Annotated in this window: 19 protein-coding genes; 13 read left to right on the top strand and 6 right to left on the bottom strand. The window is 74.1% G+C overall.

Going from position 1 to position 17,897, the window contains the following annotated elements:
* The first annotated feature begins 24 nt into the window (after positions 1–24).
* On the top strand, positions 25–483 hold the full coding sequence (locus ACZ60W_RS16695) for a TIGR03618 family F420-dependent PPOX class oxidoreductase (protein ID WP_469756052.1): 459 nt from the start codon (positions 25–27) through the stop codon (positions 481–483).
* Positions 484–590: 107 nt separating this feature from the next.
* Here the strand turns inward: ACZ60W_RS16695 and ACZ60W_RS16690 are convergent, their stop codons facing one another.
* Together ACZ60W_RS16690 and ACZ60W_RS16685 are read right to left on the bottom strand one after the other, a co-directional pair.
* Complete coding sequence (locus ACZ60W_RS16690) at positions 591–842, bottom strand: hypothetical protein (RefSeq protein WP_469756051.1); 252 nt, start codon at positions 840–842, stop codon at positions 591–593.
* Between the two features lie 83 nt (positions 843–925).
* Positions 926–1,333, bottom strand: a complete 408-nt coding sequence (locus ACZ60W_RS16685; RefSeq protein ID WP_469756050.1) for a VOC family protein — start codon at positions 1,331–1,333, stop codon at positions 926–928.
* Positions 1,334–1,582: 249 nt separating this feature from the next.
* Here ACZ60W_RS16685 and tpx point away from each other — a divergent pair, with 249 nt between their 5' ends.
* Positions 1,583–2,083 (top strand): thiol peroxidase, encoded by a 501-nt coding sequence (tpx, locus tag ACZ60W_RS16680; RefSeq protein ID WP_384886458.1) that lies wholly within the window; start codon positions 1,583–1,585, stop codon positions 2,081–2,083.
* A 98-nt stretch (positions 2,084–2,181) separates the two neighbouring features.
* Here tpx and ACZ60W_RS16675 read toward each other — a convergent pair whose 3' ends face one another.
* Positions 2,182–2,592: a Fur family transcriptional regulator gene (locus tag ACZ60W_RS16675; RefSeq protein WP_469756049.1), complete on the bottom strand. Its 411-nt coding sequence runs from the start codon at positions 2,590–2,592 to the stop codon at positions 2,182–2,184.
* Positions 2,593–2,795: 203 nt separating this feature from the next.
* On the opposite strand from ACZ60W_RS16675, the gene katG reads away from it, so the two are divergent.
* The 3 genes from katG (at position 2,796) to ACZ60W_RS16660 (ending at position 7,513) form a co-directional block, all read left to right on the top strand.
* Positions 2,796–5,036 carry a catalase/peroxidase HPI gene (gene katG, locus ACZ60W_RS16670; RefSeq protein ID WP_469756048.1) on the top strand — a complete coding sequence of 747 codons (2,241 nt, stop codon included), beginning with the start codon at positions 2,796–2,798 and terminating at the stop codon, positions 5,034–5,036.
* A gap of 251 nt (positions 5,037–5,287) precedes the next feature.
* Positions 5,288–5,905, top strand: a complete 618-nt coding sequence (gene thpR, locus ACZ60W_RS16665; protein WP_469756047.1) for an RNA 2',3'-cyclic phosphodiesterase — start codon at positions 5,288–5,290, stop codon at positions 5,903–5,905.
* A 270-nt stretch (positions 5,906–6,175) separates the two neighbouring features.
* Positions 6,176–7,513 carry a phytase gene (locus tag ACZ60W_RS16660; protein WP_469756046.1) on the top strand — a complete coding sequence of 446 codons (1,338 nt, stop codon included), beginning with the start codon at positions 6,176–6,178 and terminating at the stop codon, positions 7,511–7,513.
* Between the two features lie 60 nt (positions 7,514–7,573).
* Here ACZ60W_RS16660 and ACZ60W_RS16655 read toward each other — a convergent pair whose 3' ends face one another.
* Positions 7,574–8,134, bottom strand: a complete 561-nt coding sequence (locus tag ACZ60W_RS16655) for a hypothetical protein (RefSeq protein ID WP_469756045.1) — start codon at positions 8,132–8,134, stop codon at positions 7,574–7,576.
* A 132-nt stretch (positions 8,135–8,266) separates the two neighbouring features.
* Between ACZ60W_RS16655 and ACZ60W_RS16650 the strand changes: the two genes are divergently transcribed.
* Positions 8,267–8,821 carry an SMI1/KNR4 family protein gene (locus ACZ60W_RS16650; protein WP_469756044.1) on the top strand — a complete coding sequence of 185 codons (555 nt, stop codon included), beginning with the start codon at positions 8,267–8,269 and terminating at the stop codon, positions 8,819–8,821.
* A gap of 27 nt (positions 8,822–8,848) precedes the next feature.
* Here the strand turns inward: ACZ60W_RS16650 and ACZ60W_RS16645 are convergent, their stop codons facing one another.
* Positions 8,849–9,409 carry a DinB family protein gene (locus tag ACZ60W_RS16645; RefSeq protein ID WP_469756043.1) on the bottom strand — a complete coding sequence of 187 codons (561 nt, stop codon included), beginning with the start codon at positions 9,407–9,409 and terminating at the stop codon, positions 8,849–8,851.
* Between the two features lie 165 nt (positions 9,410–9,574).
* Between ACZ60W_RS16645 and ACZ60W_RS16640 the strand changes: the two genes are divergently transcribed.
* Positions 9,575–10,885, top strand: a complete 1,311-nt coding sequence (locus ACZ60W_RS16640; protein WP_469756042.1) for a hypothetical protein — start codon at positions 9,575–9,577, stop codon at positions 10,883–10,885.
* A gap of 67 nt (positions 10,886–10,952) precedes the next feature.
* Here the strand turns inward: ACZ60W_RS16640 and ACZ60W_RS16635 are convergent, their stop codons facing one another.
* Entirely contained in the window at positions 10,953–11,360 is a 408-nt protein-coding gene (locus tag ACZ60W_RS16635) for a hypothetical protein (protein WP_469756041.1), read from the bottom strand.
* 126 nt (positions 11,361–11,486) lie between these two features.
* On the opposite strand from ACZ60W_RS16635, the gene ACZ60W_RS16630 reads away from it, so the two are divergent.
* From ACZ60W_RS16630 to ACZ60W_RS16605, 6 genes are all read left to right on the top strand, one after another.
* On the top strand, positions 11,487–11,993 hold the full coding sequence (locus ACZ60W_RS16630) for a DinB family protein (protein ID WP_469756040.1): 507 nt from the start codon (positions 11,487–11,489) through the stop codon (positions 11,991–11,993).
* A 305-nt stretch (positions 11,994–12,298) separates the two neighbouring features.
* Entirely contained in the window at positions 12,299–12,934 is a 636-nt protein-coding gene (locus ACZ60W_RS16625) for an NUDIX hydrolase (RefSeq protein ID WP_469756039.1), read from the top strand.
* Entirely contained in the window at positions 12,931–13,710 is a 780-nt protein-coding gene (locus tag ACZ60W_RS16620; protein ID WP_469756038.1) for a methyltransferase domain-containing protein, read from the top strand. Before ACZ60W_RS16625 ends, ACZ60W_RS16620 begins: the two co-directional genes overlap by 4 nt.
* A 131-nt stretch (positions 13,711–13,841) precedes the next feature.
* Positions 13,842–14,285 (top strand): hypothetical protein, encoded by a 444-nt coding sequence (locus ACZ60W_RS16615; protein WP_469756037.1) that lies wholly within the window; start codon positions 13,842–13,844, stop codon positions 14,283–14,285.
* Positions 14,282–16,588: an NUDIX domain-containing protein gene (locus ACZ60W_RS16610; protein ID WP_469756036.1), complete on the top strand. Its 2,307-nt coding sequence runs from the start codon at positions 14,282–14,284 to the stop codon at positions 16,586–16,588. Before ACZ60W_RS16615 ends, ACZ60W_RS16610 begins: the two co-directional genes overlap by 4 nt.
* Positions 16,585–17,739, top strand: coding sequence for an NUDIX domain-containing protein (locus ACZ60W_RS16605; RefSeq protein WP_469756035.1), 1,155 nt, complete (start codon positions 16,585–16,587; stop codon positions 17,737–17,739). The genes ACZ60W_RS16610 and ACZ60W_RS16605 overlap by 4 nt, the downstream gene beginning before the upstream one ends.
* The last annotated feature ends 158 nt before the right edge of the window (positions 17,740–17,897 follow it).

The following is a 17,897-nucleotide window of genomic DNA, read 5'->3' as shown; positions in this document are numbered from 1 at the left end:
CCGACCGGGACCGTTGCACGGATCATGACCAAGCCGGCGGCGCCCCGCGCCCTCTCCGACGAAGCCCTCTCCGACGTGCTCGCGCGACAGCGGTTCGGCACGCTCGCCAGCATCAAGCGGAGCGGCCACCCCCATCTGACCACGATGATGTACAGCTGGGATCCCGAGAGCCGCGTGGTGCGTTTCTCGACGACGCTCGACCGCGTCAAGGTCGCCCATCTGCGGAGGAACCCCCGTGCGGCACTGCACGTCCCGGACGGCGACGTCTGGTCGTTCGCCGTGGCCGAGGGCGAGGCCGAGGTCTCCGACAGCACGACGGTCGCGGGTGACGCGGTCGGACGCGAGCTGCTCGGCATGATCCCGGCGGCGTCCCGGCCCGAGGACCCGGGCGCGTTCCTGGAGCAGCTGGTGGCCGAGCGCCGTGTGGTCATCAGGCTGAAGGTGGACCGGCTGTACGGTACGGCGCTCGACGTCGACGCGTAGCGGACGACTCCGTCTCCGGCGGCTGTCCGGCCCGTTCGGGCGTGCCGGAGCACGTCGCCCCGAGAGATCGGCCCCCGCCCTGCCGGACGTGGGCCGGGAAGGCACCTCTAATCCGTCTCTTCGGCGTCGCCCCTCCGTCCGAGCGGGCGTCGCTGCTCCTCGCGTCCCAGGCCCGGGGACTGGTGCTTGGCGTTCCGGCCGCGCTCGTCGTCGTCGGCCGTGTCGCCGTGGCTGCCCTTCCGGGCCGCCTCGGCCTCGCGGCGCGCGTCGACGTCGCCGCTCTCGCCGACGGCCTCGGAGGGAGTGGTCCGGGGCGGGGGCTCGGGGGACGGCGCGTGCCGACGGTCGTGGTGGCCCATGGTCTCCTCCTGTCGCGTGTGACTGTCCGGTGCGGGCCGTCGTGTGGGGACGGCCCGGCACGTGGAGCGGGTGCCCGCCGGCGTCAGGGCGAAACGCCGCCCGCCGGAGCCAGTACGAAGGTGTGTCCGGCCGGGTCCATGAAGCGGCGGGCGTCGGTGCGGCGGTCCGTCCTGGTGCCGTTCTGTTCGACGGTGACCGGCCGGGCGCCCAGGGACACCGCCTCGCGCTCGGCCTCGTCGAGGGCGTCGGGTGCCACGACGATCCACAGGTGGGACTGCTGGGAGTCGTCCGGCCGCGGCCAGCTCGGCGGGGCGTGACCGGGGTCGCGCTGGATCCCCAGGACGGTCCCGGTGGCGCCGGTGACCAGCAGCAGGTCGTGGTCGACGCCGCTCGGTTCGACGGTGCCGTCGAGCAGGGCGGCGTAGAAGCGGGCGAGGGGTTCGGGATCGGTGCTGTCGAGGACGAGGACTCCGGTCTTGGATACGGTCATGCCGCCCGTGTGCCCGCCCAGCCCCCTTGCAGTCGTGGCGAGTCGGACGCGCGGAGGGGGCGTCCGACGGCGGCCTCCTCGCCGGCTCTCCGCACCGTCGGCGCCCCGCGGCCGGCCTCCGCGGGACCTCCGTGGGACGTTCCGTACAGCGGAAGACTCGTCTCGCGTACGGTGCCCGTTTCGTTGCGGCAGCACCTCACGCCGTACGATTCCCCCCGTTGTCGCTCATCCCTTCCGAAGGAGATCCCCATGGCCCAGGTCACGCTGAAGGGCAGCCCCGTACAGGTCGACGGCGCGCTGCCGCTGCCCGGTGGCCACGCCCCCGACTTCACGCTCGTCGCCGAGGGACTTGCGGACAAGTCGCTGAAGGACTACGCCGGAGTGCGCAAGGTCCTCAACATCTTCCCGAGCGTCGACACCCCGACGTGCGCCTCCTCGGTCCGCGCGTTCAACGCGAAGGTCGCCGAGCTCGACAACACGGTCGTGCTCTGCATCTCCGCCGACCTGCCCTTCGCCCAGGCGCGCTTCTGCGGCGCCGAGGGCCTGGAGAACGTGAAGAACCTCTCCACGCTCCGCGGCCGCGAGTTCCACACCAATTACGGCGTGGACATCGCGGACGGCCCGCTGGCCGGTCTGACCGCCCGCGCCGTCGTCGTCCTGGACGAGCACGACAACGTCCTGCACTCCGAGCTGGTGGGCGAGATCGCCGACGAGCCGAACTACGACGCCGCGCTGTCGGTCCTCAAGTAGGCCCGAAGAGGCCGGCGCCGGACACGGCGTACGGGAGGAGCCCCCGCACCGGTCACCGGTGCGGGGGCTCCTCCCGTGTGCGGGCGCGTACGGAGGGCTCAGGCGCAGTCCGGGCACAGCCCCCGGTAGGTGACGTCGGCCTTGGCGACGTGGAAGCCGAAGCGCTCGGCGGGCGGGAGGGCGGTCAGCGGGTCGCCCGCAGGATGGACGTCGCGGATGATGCCGCAGCCGTGGCAGACGAGGTGCTGGTGCGGGCGGTGCGCGTTCGGGTCGTAGCGCTTGGCCCGGCCGTCCAGCGAGAGTTCGACGACCTCGCCGAGCAGGACGAGCTCGCCGAGCGTGTTGTAGACCGTCGCCCGCGCGATCTCGGGCAGCCGCCGCACCGCGCGCGCGTGCACCTCGTCCGCCGTGAGGTGCACGTGCTCCCCGGCCAGGACCTCGGCGACGACGCGCCGCTGGGACGTCATCCGCCAGCCTCGTGCGCGCAGTCGCTCCAGCAGGTCGTTCACGTCGGATCACCTCTTCGGCTCGTCGATCGGTCCGCCGGCACATCCGAGCCGTCGATTCGCCGGGTCCCGGACAGGTATCTGGCGTTGTTCTTGACTTGGACTATGTCCATCGTAGGATCGGTTGCGTTGATGGCCAAGGGACTGGTCCCACCCAAATGGCCGGTCCCGCGTCGACGAGGCCGCGGCTGGTCGGAAGGAAATCCATGTCTGAGCACGCTGAGAACCACGACGCGATCGTCACGGACGCGAAGGCGGAGGGCGGGGGCGGCTGCCCGGTCGCGCACGACCGCGCTCCCCATCCGACCCAGAGCGGCGGCAACAGTCAGTGGTGGCCCAACCGGCTGAACCTGAAGATCCTCGCGAAGAACCCCGCCGTGGCCAATCCGCTGGGCGAGGAGTTCGACTACGCCGAGGCGTTCGGGAGCCTCGACCTCCCCGCCGTGAAGCGGGACGTCGCGGAGGTCCTGACGACCTCCCAGGACTGGTGGCCCGCCGACTTCGGCCACTACGGCCCCTTCATGATCCGGATGGCCTGGCACAGCGCGGGCACGTACCGCATCAGTGACGGCCGCGGCGGCGCCGGAGCGGGCCAGCAGCGCTTCGCGCCGCTCAACAGCTGGCCGGACAACGGCAACCTGGACAAGGCCCGCCGCCTGCTCTGGCCGGTCAAGAAGAAGTACGGCCGGAACCTCTCGTGGGCCGACCTCATGATCCTCGCCGGCAACGTGGCCCTGGAGTCCATGGGCTTCGAGACCTTCGGCTTCGCGGGCGGCCGCGCCGACGTGTGGGAGCCCGACGAGGACGTCTACTGGGGCCCCGAGACCACCTGGCTCGGCGACGCCCGCTACACCGGCGACCGCGAGCTGGAGAGCCCGCTGGGCGCGGTCCAGATGGGCCTGATCTACGTCAACCCCGAGGGCCCGAACGGCACTCCGGACCCGATCGCCGCGGCCCGCGACATCCGGGAGACGTTCCGCCGCATGGCGATGAACGACGAGGAGACCGTGGCGCTCATCGCGGGCGGCCACACCTTCGGCAAGACCCACGGCGCCGGGCCGGCCGAGAGCGTCGGCGCCGACCCCGAGGCCGCCCCGCTGGAGGCCCAGGGCTTCGGCTGGAGCAACAGCTTCGGCACGGGCAAGGGCGCGGACGCGATCACCAGCGGCCTCGAGGGCATCTGGACGGACACCCCCACCGCCTGGGACAACAGCTTCTTCGACATCCTCTTCGGCTACGAGTGGGAGCTCTTCGAGAGCCCCGCCGGCGCCCACCAGTGGCGGCCGAAGGACGGCGCGGGCGCGGGCACGGTCCCCGATGCCCACGACTCCTCGAAGACCCACGCCCCGACCATGCTGACGACCGACCTGTCGCTCCGCTTCGACCCGTCGTACGAGCAGATCTCGCGCCGCTTCCACCAGGACCCGGCGGCGTTCGCGGACGCGTTCGCCCGCGCCTGGTTCAAGCTGACCCACCGCGACATGGGCCCCGCGGTCCGCTACCTCGGCCCGGAGGTCCCGTCCGAGGTGCTGCTCTGGCAGGACCCGCTGCCCGCGGCCGACCACGAGCTCGTCGACGCGGCCGACGTCGCGGCCCTCAAGAGCAGCGTGCTCGCCTCGGGCCTCACCGTCTCCGAGCTGGTCTCCACCGCGTGGGCCTCGGCGTCCTCCTTCCGCGGCAGCGACAAGCGCGGCGGCGCCAACGGAGCCCGCGTGCGCCTCCAGCCGCAGAGCGGCTGGGAGGTCAACGACCCCGACCGGCTGGCGACGGTGCTGCACACCCTGGAGAACGTCCGCGAGACGTTCCACGGGTCCCGCACCGACGGCCGGCGGATCTCGCTCGCCGACCTGATCGTCCTCGCGGGCGCCGCGGGCGTCGAGCAGGCCGCCCGGGACGCCGGCGTCGACGTCGAGGTCCCCTTCCGTCCGGGGCGCGTGGACGCGGCGCAGGACCAGACGGACGTGGAGTCCTTCGCGGCGCTCGAACCGGCCGCCGACGGGTTCCGCAACTACCTCGGCAAGGGCAGCCGCCTGCCCGCCGAGTACCTGCTGGTCGACCGCGCGAACCTGCTCACGCTCAGCGCCCCCGAGCTGACCGTCCTCGTCGGCGGCCTGCGCGTCCTCGGCGCGAACCACCAGCAGTCGCCGCACGGCGTCCTGACCACCACCCCGGGCGCCCTGACGAACGACTTCTTCGTCAACCTGCTCGACATGGGCACGGTCTGGAAGGCGACGTCCGACGACGCCACCACCTTCGAGGGCCGCGACGCGGCCACCGGCGAGGTCCGCTGGACGGGCACCCGCGCCGACCTGGTCTTCGGCTCCAACAGCGAACTCCGCGCGGTGGCCGAGGTCTACGCGAGCGACGACGCGAAGGAGAAGTTCGTCCACGACTTCGTGTCCGCCTGGGACAAGGTCATGAACCTGGACCGGTTCGACCTCTCCTGACCCCGATGCCGGGCGCCGGATCCTCCCGCGCGCCCGGCCCCCGGCCTCGGCCGGCCGGACTCCTCGTCCCGGCCGGCCGAGGCCGTCGGCTTCCCCGGCGGTCTTCGTCGTCGCCCGGCGCCCGGCCCGGGGGCGCCGCCGGGCCCTCCCGGACGGCCCCGGCTTCGGTCCCGCTCCGGTCGCCGCATACCCTCACCTGGTCACGGCCGCCGCACCCGGCGCCGACGGCACCGCCAGGAGGGAACGAACCGATGACCGAGCTGCCCGCGCGCGACGCCGGACGTCGCGCGGACGAGGAGACCCGGGCGGCGACCGTGCGCGTGTTCATCGCCCTCGCGCCGCCCGACGACGCCAAGGACGAGCTGGCGCGCGCCCTGGCGCCCGCGTACGCCGCCCACCCGCGCCTGCGGTGGAACCGCATCGAGGACTGGCACATCACGCTCGCCTTCCTCGGCGAGCTCCCGGTGGCGGCCGTGCCGCCGCTCCAGGAGCCGCTGGCGGACATCGCCGCGGACCGCCGCCCCCTCGAACTGTCGCTGCGCGGCGGCGGACACTTCGACGAGCGGGTGCTCTGGAGTCACATCGACGGGGAGGTCGAGGGTCTGCACGCACTCGCCGCGCGGGTGCGGACCGTGGTCCGCGACTGCGGGATCGCCCTGGAGGAGCGGACCTTCCGCCCCCACCTCACCCTCGCCCGTTCCCGCCGCGACGACGTCACCGGCATCACCGAGGCCGCCGCCGGCCTCGCCGGCTTCACGGGCCGCCCCTGGCCGGCCTGCCGCCTCCACCTCGTCGGCAGCGACTACGGCCGCGGCCCCGGCCCCATCCGCTACCAGGACATCCGCTCCTGGGCCTTCACCGGAGGCTGAGCGGGCGGCCGGCGGGGCGTACTCCTGTTCCCGGCCGCGCCCGTCCCGCCCTCGGTGGTGCGGCGCTTCGCCTCCGCGCGCGGGTCGGCCGGCGGCCGCGGGCCGGCCGCCTCGCCTCCGATCCGGTGGGGCGCACCCGGAGGGACCACTCCGCCCGTTCACCCGGCGTACGTCGTCCACCGGGGCAACTCGTCATCCCCCGGCCGCCGTTGCGTCACGCGGGACCAGCAGGGTCGGGCACGGCCCATCATCCTGCTGAGGAGAGACCGCGTGACGACCCCTCGAACGTTCCGCTCGCTCGTGGCGGCCGCGACCACCGCGCTCGTGGCGCTGGCGCTGACCGGCCCGGCCCAGGCCGAGGTCCCGCCGGGGGCCCGGGAGCCGTTCCCGGTACGGGCCTCGGCGAAGACGCTGCCCGCCGTGACCGCGCGGGCGGAGACGCCGGTGCTGCACGACGACGAAGCGGGCGGGAACGCGGACGCCGACGACCCGGCGATCTGGCGGAACGCCGCCGCGCCCGGCCGCAGTCTCGTGATCGCCACGGCCAAGGAGGGCGGCCTGCGGGTCTACGACCTGGACGCGCGACCGGTGCAGACGATCGCGGCGCCGCCCGCCGAGCACGAGGGCGAGGCACCCGGCCGGTTCAACAACGTCGACCTGGTCCACGGCATGCGCCTGTCGGCGGGCCGGGCCGACCTCGCCGTCACGAGCGACCGGGGACACGACCGCCTGCGCTTCTACCGCATCGACCGGGACCGCGCGGGCGGTCCGCTCGGCGACGTCACCGACCCCTCCGCGCCGGCCGTCTTCTCCGGGAACCAGGCCGAGATCGACGAGCAGCGGACCGCCTACGGACTCGCCACCTGGACCGATCCGTCGAGCGGCCGCTCGTACGCGCTGGTGAGCCGGCGCGAGCGCACGAGCATCGCACTCCTGGAACTGCTCCCGGCGGCGGGCGGCAGGGTCACGTACCGCACGGTGCGCACGCTCGACCTGCCGTCCTCGTTCCGTCTCCCCGACGGCACGTCGTGGTCCCCGTGCGCCGAGCCCGACGAGCTGCCGCAGGTCGAGGGCATGGTCGTCGACCCCGCGAACGGCACGCTGTACGCCGGCCAGGAGGACGTCGGCATCTGGCGCGTCCGCGCCGACCTCACGGGATCGCCCGAGCTGATCGACCGGGTCCGCGAGTACGGCGTCCCCGGCACCTACGACGAGCAGACCGAGGAGTGCGTCCCGGGCGCCGACCCCGGCTTCGGCGGCACCCGGCTCACGGCGGACGTCGAGGGCCTGACCCTGGTCACCGAGGCCGGCGGCGACGGGTACCTGCTCGCCTCCAGCCAGGGTGACGACACCTTCGCCGCGTACGACCGCGAGCGCGCGGACGACAACGAGTACGAGGGCGGCTTCCGGATCACCGCGGGCGCCACCGTGGACGGCTCCGAGGAGTGCGACGGCGCGGCGGCCCTCGACGCCCCGCTCGGCTCCAGGTACCCCCGGGGCCTCCTCGTCGTCCAGGACGGCCACGACTCCCCCGGCGACGGCGACCGCCCGGCGACCGGCTTCAAGTTCGTCGACCTGGGCAAGGTCCTGGACGCCCTCGACGACTGACGGCCGCCGCGCCCCGTGCGCAGGGCTCCCGCACCGGCGGGGCTCCTGCGCGCGCCCCTGTCAGCGGCCGTACGCGCCGCGGCACAGGTCGGCCGCGCCCATGGGTGCTCCGATCCCCTCGGCCTGACGGCACAGCCGCCGCATGTCGGGCGACCGGTCGGGCTCCTGGCGGCGCTGCCGCGTCGGCACCGTGCGCTTCTTCTTCGGAGCCACGCGCCGTGTCTTCCGCTTGCCTCCGGAACGGCCGGCGGCGGGCTTCCCGGCCTTCGGCACACCGGCGCGTGGACGCTTCGACGCCCCCGTCCCGCGCGCCGCAGGACCGCCCGGGGCCGTGCCGCCGGACACCCGGGCACCGTCCCGCTTCCCGCCGTCGGTTCCGGGACCGGGCGCCGGGGTGGTCCGGGCGCCGCCGCCGTCGGCGGCCGTATCGGTCAGCGCCTCCCGGGCGGCGGCGGGCGTGGGCGCCGGCCAGGTCGGGAGCGGGGAGGGCGCCCGGTCCGCGGCGGGCGCGAGATCGGCGGGCCGGGCGGGCAAGGGCGGCGCGGCGGGAGGGGGGACGGCGACGCATCCGCCGGTGAGAAGCACGGCGATGAGCACGAGCGTGGCGCGACGGGGCTGCATGGGCCCCACGCTGCCGGAGTGGGGCCGGGCGCTGTGCGCGGCACGGCCCGGGTCCACCATGACGAGTGAACGGGCCGGACGCGTGGACGGCCCGGCCCCCGGGCCTCCGCGGCGGATTGCTACGGTCGGCGGGTGGAGACCTGGGACGCGAAGGCGGTACGCGCACGGATACGGGACCTCGCGTCGGCGGACCACGCGCACGAGAGGTTCGGCGCGGACACCCACCGCTACGAGCTGAATCCGCCGCTGCCCGAGGACGACCTCCGCGCGTTCGAAGAGGCGCACGGGATCAGGCTGCCCGCCGCGTACCGCTCGTTCGTGGCCGAGGTGGGGGACGGTCCCGCCGGGCCGGCCCACGGGTTGCTGCCGTTGACCGTGCCGCGTCCGGAGGCAAGCGACGACTGGGCGGTGGACGACGAGTGGCGGGACGACCGGCGGCCGGGCCGGCTCGCCGCGCCCTTCCCCCTGACCGAGCCGCTCCCCGGCCGGCTGCGCCGCCCCGCCGCATCCCTCACCCCGGGCACGCTCACGCTGTCCGAGCACGGCTGCGGGATGTTCGTCCGTCTGGTCCTCAACGGTCCGTGGTCCGGAAGCGTGTGGCTTCTCGACCCCGACTGGGGTGGATTCACCCCGGCGAGCCCCGACTTCCGTGCCTGGTACGCCGACTGGCTCACGAGCGGGCCGTGACGCGTCGGGGGTGCCCGCCCGGTCACCTCACTGGCCGACGCGGCCGTCGACGCACTCGCGGAGCAGGTCGGCGTGCCCGCAGTGGCGGGCGTACTCGTCGATCATGTGGACCATCAGCTCGCGTATCGCGATGCCGTCCCTGCCCACGCGCTCGCCGAGATCGGGGAAGCCCGCGAGCAGGGCGTCGGTGGCGGCCTGCTCGCGCTCCAGGTCGGCGTACGCCCCGTCCGCCACAGCCTGGTCGGCGACGGCGCCGAGGAAGTCGGCGTCGTGCGGGCCGTACAGCCGGGGCAGCGGGTCGCCGTCGGTGACCCAGTTCTGCCAGTCCCGCTCCACCTCGGCGAGGTGCCGGAGCAGGCCGAGGAGCGACATCGTCGACGGCGGCACGGAGCGGCGGGCCAGCTGCTCCGCGTCGAGGCCCTCGCACTTCATCCTCAGGGTGATGCGGTAGTCGACGAGGAACTCCCGCAGCGTCGCGAGCTCGCCGTCCGGGCCCGGCCCGTCCTTGTCGCGAGGGTCGTCGTCCGGATCGGCCCACATGTCGGGGTAGACGGTGGCCTGGGTCCAGCGCACGGGTTCGTCACTCATGCGAGCCATGATCGTCCAGGTGTCCGGCACCCGCCAGTGAGTTTCCCCCTCGCGCACCACCGGGCTGACGGGGCGACAGGTGATCTTGCGTCGACACGGAAGTCATGGTCACATGGCGTGTTTTCACATGATCATTACTTTTGGGGGCAAGCGATGACCGGAAGCATGGACCGCCGTTCTCTCCTACGCGGCATGGCGACGGCCGGCGCGGGGGTCGCGGCGGGGGCCGTGGTCGCCGGCGGCGGAACGGCCCACGCGGCCGGCTCGGGGGACGACCCGTACAGCGTCGACGTCATCAGCAAGGGCGCGGACCCGACCGGCGCCACGGCCAGCGACGCCGCCTTCCGCGCGGCCGCGGCGGAGGTGCTCGCCTCCTTCCAGCCCGACCCGATCTCGGGTGCCGTGCCGAAGAAGGTCCTGGTCATCTCGCCGGGCACATACCTCCTCACGCAGCCCGACTCGCTGCTGCCGAACGTCGACGGCGAGGGACACGGCGGCATCGTCGACGGCCTGTCGATCACCGGGTACGGCAAGCGCCTCTCGCGGATCGTGTACGCGCCGACCGCCGACGACACGACGCTGTGGACGAACTACCAGCGCTACAAGAACATCCGGATCACCGGCCTCACCTTCACCAGCGAAAACGCGACGTCGAGCTTCTGCTACGCCTACTCGTCGGCGACCTACGGCGTCCAGGACACCTGGTACACCGACGTCGAGTGGCGCGGCAGCTGGCAGCGCGGCATCGGCCTGGACGGCCCCGCCACCACCTCCAACCTCAACAGCGAGATGGGCTGGGACCACTGCCAGGTCGGCGGCTCGTACGCCGACGCCTTCCTCGTCATCGGCATGACCCCGGCGGCGAGCCAGCAGGACCAGTTCCTCAACTACTGGTTCCGCGACTGCAAGGTCGAGTACCAGTCCGGCACCTTCGTCAGGAACACCCGCGGCGGCTCGATGAACTTCACCGGCGGCTCGTACATCCTCACCGACACCGCCTCCACCGGCACGTTCTTCCAGCTCACCGCCGACGCCACCACCCGCGCCGACTCCACCATGCGGCTCTACGCCCAGGGCATCCGCTTCGAGCTGCGCGGCACCGGCCACAAGGTCGTCGACTCCCGCTGGTACAAGGGGAACATCACCTTCGTGTCCTGTGACGACACCGCCCACAGCTTCAAGTCGTGGGCCCCGGACGCCGTCACCCACGTCTACGACTTCGCCGCCAACGGCTCCCGCGGCCCCATGGTCCGGTACGTCGACTGCGCCCTCATGGGCTCCCACCAGGTCACCACCGGCAGCGCTCCCGCCACCTACGGCAAGCTCGTCTACGACGGCTGCCGCTTCATGGACATGACCGCCGCCACCGGCCCCTCCGGATTCCTCCGCTGGACGGGCGGCCTCGCCCCCCGCCACGAGATCCGTGACTGCGTCGGCGCCTCCACCTACGTCGCCGACACCAAGAACCCCGCCTGACACACCCGGCATCGCCGCTCCGCCCGACACGGCCGGAGCGGCGACGCCGCCTCGGCCCACCCCCGCCTCACCACAACTCCCCCGGATCCACGCCCTCGCGCCGCACCCACTCCAGGACGGTCGGGACCCGGTCGAGCAGATCCCTGACCCGTATCCCCTCGTCGCGCGAGGTCACCCGCGGCAGCGGCGTGAAGTCGCCGGGCAGCAGGTCGAGCAGGCTCAGCACCCGTTCTCCCCCGCGCAGGGTGATCAGCAGCTCGCAGCGCAGCTGGCGCGGCAGCCCGGGGCGGTGGGGCGTGCTGTTCCACACCGCCGGCCACAGGTAGTGGCTCCCCTCGGGCTCCGCGTTCGCCCGGATCCACGCCGGATCGATCCGCTGGTTCACGAGGAACCCGGCCGCGCGCTCCTCCAGCCACGCCAGCGTCGGCGAGTCGACGACCTTCACCTGACGGGGCACGGGCTGTTCGACGTCCATGGGGCCCATGCTGCCGGATCGTTCCGCCCGCCGACCGGGCGCCCCCGGGCCCGGCCGACCGGCGAGCCGCCGTACCCGCCGGTAAATGCGTCGACATCCGCGCTGCCATGAGGGACGCTTCGCCCGATGACCAGAATCGACGACACACCGTCCGCGTGGGACGAGCGCACCCAGCTCGCCACCTTCCTCGACTACGCCCGCGGCACCGCCCGCGCGAAGTGCGAGGGCGTCTCACCGGAGAACGCCCGCAAGGCCCTTCTGCCGGGCTCGCCCCTGATGACCCTCAGCGGCCTGATCAACCACCTCCGCTGGGTGGAGTACTACTGGTTCCAGATCGTCCTCCTCGGCGAGGAGGACGAGGGCCCCTGGACCGAGGAGGACCCCGACCGCGAGATGCGCATCGCCGTCGACTTCCCCCTCCCCCAGCTCCTCGACGAGTACGCCGAACAGAGCGCCCGCTACCGCGAGCTGGTCTCCCGGACCGACCTCGACCAGAAGGCCAGCCGCCCCATCCGCAACGGCCTCCACGTCGACCTCCGCTGGATCCTCCTCCACCTCACCGAGGAGACCGCGCGCCACAACGGCCACCTGGACATCCTCCGGGAGCTCCTGGACGGCACGACCGGCAACTAGACCGACCTCGCGGGCTCTTGCCCGCACCCTCCCGAGAACCGCCCACTCCCACCGGGGAGTCGGCGGTTCTCGGCGTTCCGGGCCTCGCCCCGATCCGCCACGACGCACCCCTGACGACCGATGCGCGGCGTTTCGGCCACTGGACCCCGTGGCAGCAACCGCGCGCGGCACGGGTCGTTGCACAGGGCACGAACGGACTTTCGCGTGAGCGCGGGGGCCGCACTCCGTCCGAAACACAGGTGTTCGACATGGGTGACCGCGTCGTTGAACCGGGCAGACATCCCCCTTCCCGTGGAGGTCCTGACATGCCGCTCCCCCCACCGCATCTCCGTGAACTCGTCACCGCCCGCCTGCGCCGGCAGCGGGACGAACACGCCGATCTGACCACGTTGCTCGCCGCCCTGGGGTACGAGGTCGAGCCGGAGGACCCGGCCGAGCACGGACCGACCGGCACCGGTCGGAGGGAGGCCGGCAGCCGGTCCGCCGCGGGCGCGCCGCTCGGGACCGTGTTGCAGGTCGTCGGGGTGCATCTGTACCTGGAGCGGGACGGGAGGGTGCTGTTGGGGCGGCGGCATCCCGACGTGGAGTTCGCGGGAGGGGCCTGGCACGCGTTGGCGGGGCACTGCGAGGCGGAGTCGGCGACGGCGTGCCTGGTGAGGGAGGCGTACGAGGAGGCGGGGCTGGTGATCGATCCGGCCGACGTGGAGCTGGTCCACACGGTGCACACGGGCGGCCGGCTCGACGGGCCTCCCCGGATGCAGTTGTTCTTCCGCGCCCGTCGCTGGGAGGGCGAGCCGGAGCTGAGGGAGCCCGAGAAGTGCGTGGCCTGGGAGTGGTGGAGCACGAAGGACCTGCCGGAGCCGATCGTGCCGTACACGCGGGTGGCGGTCGAGGGGATCCTGGCGGGCCGGGCCTACTCGGAGCTGGGGTGGGGGCGGTGACCGCCTTCGACACGGTGGGTGCCGCGTACGCCGCCCACTCCGGCGGTGCGCGGGGCCGGCTCCGCCATGACCTGGTCGAAGCGCGGCTGGTCGCCGAGTTGTCGGCCGGTCCGGCGCGGATCCTGGACGTCGGCTGCGGAGACGGGGAGATGACGCTCCGTCTGGCGGCGGCCGGGCACGACGTGACCGGCGTCGACCCGTCCCCCCGGATGCTTGCCGCCGCGTCGCGCCGCCTCGCGGCCCGCCCCGAACCCGCCGGCCGAGTGCGGCTGATGAAGGCCGGAGTGGACTCGCTTCCCCGGCACGGCGACGTCTACGACGCGGTGTGCTGTCACGGGGTGCTGATGTACCTCGACGGACCGGAGGAGGCGGTGGCCCGCCTGGCCCACTTCGTCGCGCCCGGCGGTCTGCTGAGCGTCCTGGCCAAGAACCGGCGGTCGATCGGTGTGCGGGAGGCCCTGCGAGGGGAGCCGGACACGGCACGGACACTGATCGAGAGCGGCACCGACACCAGCGTCGGGAACCTCGACCTGCCGACCCGCGGGGACACGGCCGAGGCGCTCGACGGGCTCGCGGTCGAGCACGGGCTCGCCCCCTTGCCGTGGCAGGGGGTACGTGTCTTCCACGACCACCTCGACGACGACTGGGCCCCGGACCCGGCCGCGTACGAGGCGGCGCTGCGGCTGGAGTGGACCGCCTCCTGGCAGAGCCCCTACCGGGACCTGGCCCACCTCGTGCACACCCTGGCGCGCCGGCCGCTGGGAGGCAGGTCGTGAGGGGCCACCGGCACGGCGGCCGGGGACGGGCTCGGGCCCGCGTCCGGGGCTCGGTCGTGAGGGCCACCGGAGCGGGGCCCGCGACCGGGGACGGAGCCGGGGCCCGGGCCGGAGGCGAGGGCGCGGCGCCGATGCCCCGCGACCTCCGACCCGCGGACACCGACCGTCATCGCCACGCCATGGTGGACCGGCTCACCTCAGCGGGCGTGCTGACGGACCGGCATCTCCGCGAGGCCCTGCTCCGGGTGCGGCGCGAGGTGCTGCTGCCGCACGCCTACGTCCGGGACAGCGGCCCGGGGGCCGATCCGATCGACTGGCGGCTGCTCGACGGCTCCCATCCGGACGACCGCGAGGAGCGGCTGGACCTGATCCACGGCGACGAGTCGGTCCTGTTCCCGCGCGACGGCGAGTCGCTCGACGCCCCGGCCCGGGGGCCGGTGACGGGTGGCCACATGGCGTCCATGTCCACGTACACGCCCGTCACCGTCGAGCTCGACGGAGGCATCGCCGAGCCACCGGCCCGGTACCACCGTCGGGACACCGTCCTCGCCCCCGCCGCGGGGGCCGGCACGTGAGCGGCGAGGCGCGCCACACGGTGCGGGTCGACGTCCACCTCCTCGCGGTCCGCGACGGCAGGGACGGTCCTGAGGTCCTGCTGTCCCGACGGGCGGGCGACGTCTACGCGACCGGCCTGTGGCACGCGCCCTCGGGCCACCTGGAGCAGGAGACCGTGATCACCGGCGTCGTCCGCGAGACCCTGGAGGAGACCGGTCTCGTCGTGGACCCCGCCGACGTGCGCGCGGCCGTCACGGTGCACCACCGGCCGCCGAGCGGCCGGCCCCGCGTCGGGTTCTTCTTCGAGGTCCGCCGCTGGCGGGGCACCGCCCGGATCATGGAACCCGACAAGTGCGACGCGATGGGGTGGTTCCCCTTCGACGCGCTGCCGGCGCCGATGGTCGCCTACTGCCGTGCCGGGCTCGACGCGTACGTGGCAGGCTCACCGGTCGCCCTGCACTTCCAGGACCCCGGCGACCCGGTCGCCCACGATCCGCGGTGGGACCGGCTCCTGCTCGTTCCCGGCGCAGGCGTGGGGGACGGCCCGGATCCGGGTCGGGGCCACGGCCACGGTCCACGTGCGGTTCCGGGTCCGGATCCAGGTCCGGCCGTGTGGGAGTTCGCCGAGCGGGCGGTCGGCCGCATCGCGGTCTGGGAGGACGCCTCGTGGGCGCGGGCGACCAGCCGCGTCTGGCGCGCCCGGGGCGCGTCGGGCGGCGAGTGGTACGTCAAGGTGCACCAGAACTCCCGGTTCCACCGGCGTGAGGTGGACGCCCTCCGCGGCTGGGTGCCCGGCCTGGGCGGCGCCGGCCCGCGTCTGGTGGCCTCCGAAGCCGGGCTCCGCGCGGTCGTCCTGACGGCCGTACCAGGCCGGTCCCTGCACGGAGCGCTGCCGGACGGCGCCGAGGGACGTGCGCTGTTCCGCGCGATCGGCGCCCTCGTCGCCCGCGTCCACGCGAGTCCGCTGCCCGACCCCCGGGCGGCCTCCGGGCCGGCCGAGGCCGGTTCGGCCGATCGGGCCCCGGCCCAGGGAGCGCCGGCGGGGCCGTACGACCGGATGGACCGCTTTCTGGACACCGCGCGCCCGCTGCTCGCGCCCGGCGACGAGGAACGCGTCCGCTCGGCCGTCGCCGCGGCCCTGAAGGTGCCGCCCCTCGCGAGGGTGGTCACCCACGGGGACCTCCAGCCGCGCAACCTCCTGCGGGCCGACGACGGCACGCTCCGTGTGATCGACTTCGAACGCAGCGAACCACAGCCCTGTGTACGGGACTTCGTCCGCGTCCTCGACTGCTTCGACGGCCGCCACGATCTCGCCGACGCCTTTCTCCTCGGCTACGGCCGCCCCCTCGCCGACGACGAACACACGCATCTGCTCGCCTCCGCCGCCCTCGACGCGGTGTCGGGCATCGGCTTCGGCACCCGGACCGGCGACCCGGAGCTCGTCGAGCGCGGTCACCGCACCCTGGCACGCCTGCGCGCCGGAACGCTCTGGCCCCGCTCCGACCGGACCGAGGACCGGAACGGGCAGGGCGTCCCCGACCGACCCACCCATCCCTGCCACGAGGACCATCCCGGCCATCCCGGCCCTCCAGACCAGCCGAGCCACCCCGGCCACCCCGGCCACCCCGGCCACCCGGCCACCCGCACGCTCACCCAGGAGGAACCCCCCGTTGAATCTCGTCCCCCGCACCACGGCCCTCCCCCCGCCGGTCCCCGCGCCTCGAAGCGCCTTCCAGGCCGCCGCATCCCGCGGAATCCCGACCGGGGAGGGAGCCGCATGACGTCGGCCTGGCTGCCACCGGAGGAGTACGCGGCGACGCTGCCCAAGGCGTCGTTGTTCGGGAGCGTGTTCTTCACGGACGAACACGAACGGCCCGTGCAGCTGCACGCCGTCTACAGCCCGGAGCACCCGTGGCAGTGGCCGGGCGGGACCAGCGAGGCCGGGGAGCGGCCCTGGGAGACCGCTGTGCGCGAGACCAGAGAGGAGACGGGGCTGGTGGTACCGGGGCCACCCCGCCTGCTGGCGGCGGTGTTCGGTCTCCCAGGTGAGGACTGGCCGCTGGCGACGGCGGGCTTCGTCTTCGACGGAGGTGTGCTCACCGCCCGGCAGATCGAGGGGCTGGTCCTCGACCCGGACGAGCACGACGACGTGCGGGTCCTCCCCGTCGACGGGTGGGAGTCGCTGATGCCGGCCCGCGACTTCACCCGGCTGGTGGCCGTCATGGAGGCGCGTCGGACCGGTGTGGCGGCGTACGTCGGGGCCTGGGACTGGGACGTCGAGTCCGACGGAGCGGTCCCGGTGGCGCCGGGGAGGGCGGAGTGAACGCGCCTGGCGACGCGCCCGGTCCGTCGCAGCCGACGGACGAGGAGTACGGAGCCCAGCGCGCCGCCGCCGCGCTGTGGGCCGGTGCCTCCGTACTGATCACCAACGCGCGCGGAGAGGTGCTGGTCGAGCACGTCGACTACCTCGACGGCACGTGTCTCCTGCCGGGCGGGGCGGTGGACCGGGGCGAGTCCCCCGCGCGGGCCGCCGCCCGTGAACTGGTCGAGGAGCTCGGCGTCTCCGTCGTGGTCGATCGCGGGCTCGCCGTCGACCACGTCTCCCCCGGGGCCGTCGGCGCGCCGCCGGAGATGCGCTACCCCGGCGAGATCTTGCACGTCTTCGACGGCGGCACGTGGGACGCGCGGCGGATCGCCTCGATCCGGCTCCCCCCACACGAGGTCCTCTCCGTCGAGTTCGTCGAGCCGGCCCGCCTCCCCGACCTCCTCTTCCCACGCGACGCCCGCCGGGCGCTGGCCGCGCTGCGGGCCCGCATCGACGCCGCCGGTCCGGTGCTCCTGGAGGACGGCCATCCCCTGTCCCCCACCGTCCTGGACCGCGCGGGCGTCCTGCGCGCGCCCCGGGCGCGCCACCACCACCCGTTCCACTCCGCCCAGGTGCCGAGCGGTGCGTCGCCCGTCCGTCAGTCCCGGGGCTGGGCCTTCGCACCCGACGGACGCGTTCTCGTCCTGCTCGAACCGGACACCGGCGCCGCCCGCCTGCCCGGCGGGACGCCCGAGCCCGGCGATCGTGGCGACCCGGTGGCGACGCTGCTCCGTGGTGCGGCCGAGGAGGCCGCGGCGGCACTGGCGTCCCTCACGTACGTCGGGTACCTGTCCGGCACCGAGGGGGACTCCGGTGACAACGCGGGCTCCGGGCCGGAGCCCGGCTCCGGTGAGGGCGCGGCCCGGCGGTGCGCGCGCGTTCGCTACGCCGCCGAACTGAAGGGGCTCGGAGAACCCCCTGCCGACCAGGTCACCGGCCGTACCCTTTTCCGCGTCCTGGCCACCCCGGAACAGGCCCTGGAGTTCTTCGACTGGGGCCCGTCCGCCGCCGATCAACTCGCCGCGGTCCACCGGGCGCGCGAGCGGCTTCGCATCCCGCGGGCGGCCCTCCAACGGATCACCGAGCTCCCCGGGCGCGCATCCTGGTAGCCGCCGGTCCGCGGGCGCGCGGGAGCGCGTCGCCCGCGGAGGCGCCATCTGGCCTGTGCGAGCGGCACCTTGGGGCGGTTCAGCCGTGGCATTGCCGCGTGGTGACGACGACGCCATCACGAAGGGGCCACGGGAAGGCGCACCACCCCGCGAACGGC

The organism is Streptomyces sp. NPDC104202, assembly GCF_055584185.1.
The sequence above is the reverse complement of the archived record's forward strand: the minus strand, read 5'-3'. Positions and strand labels throughout refer to the sequence as shown.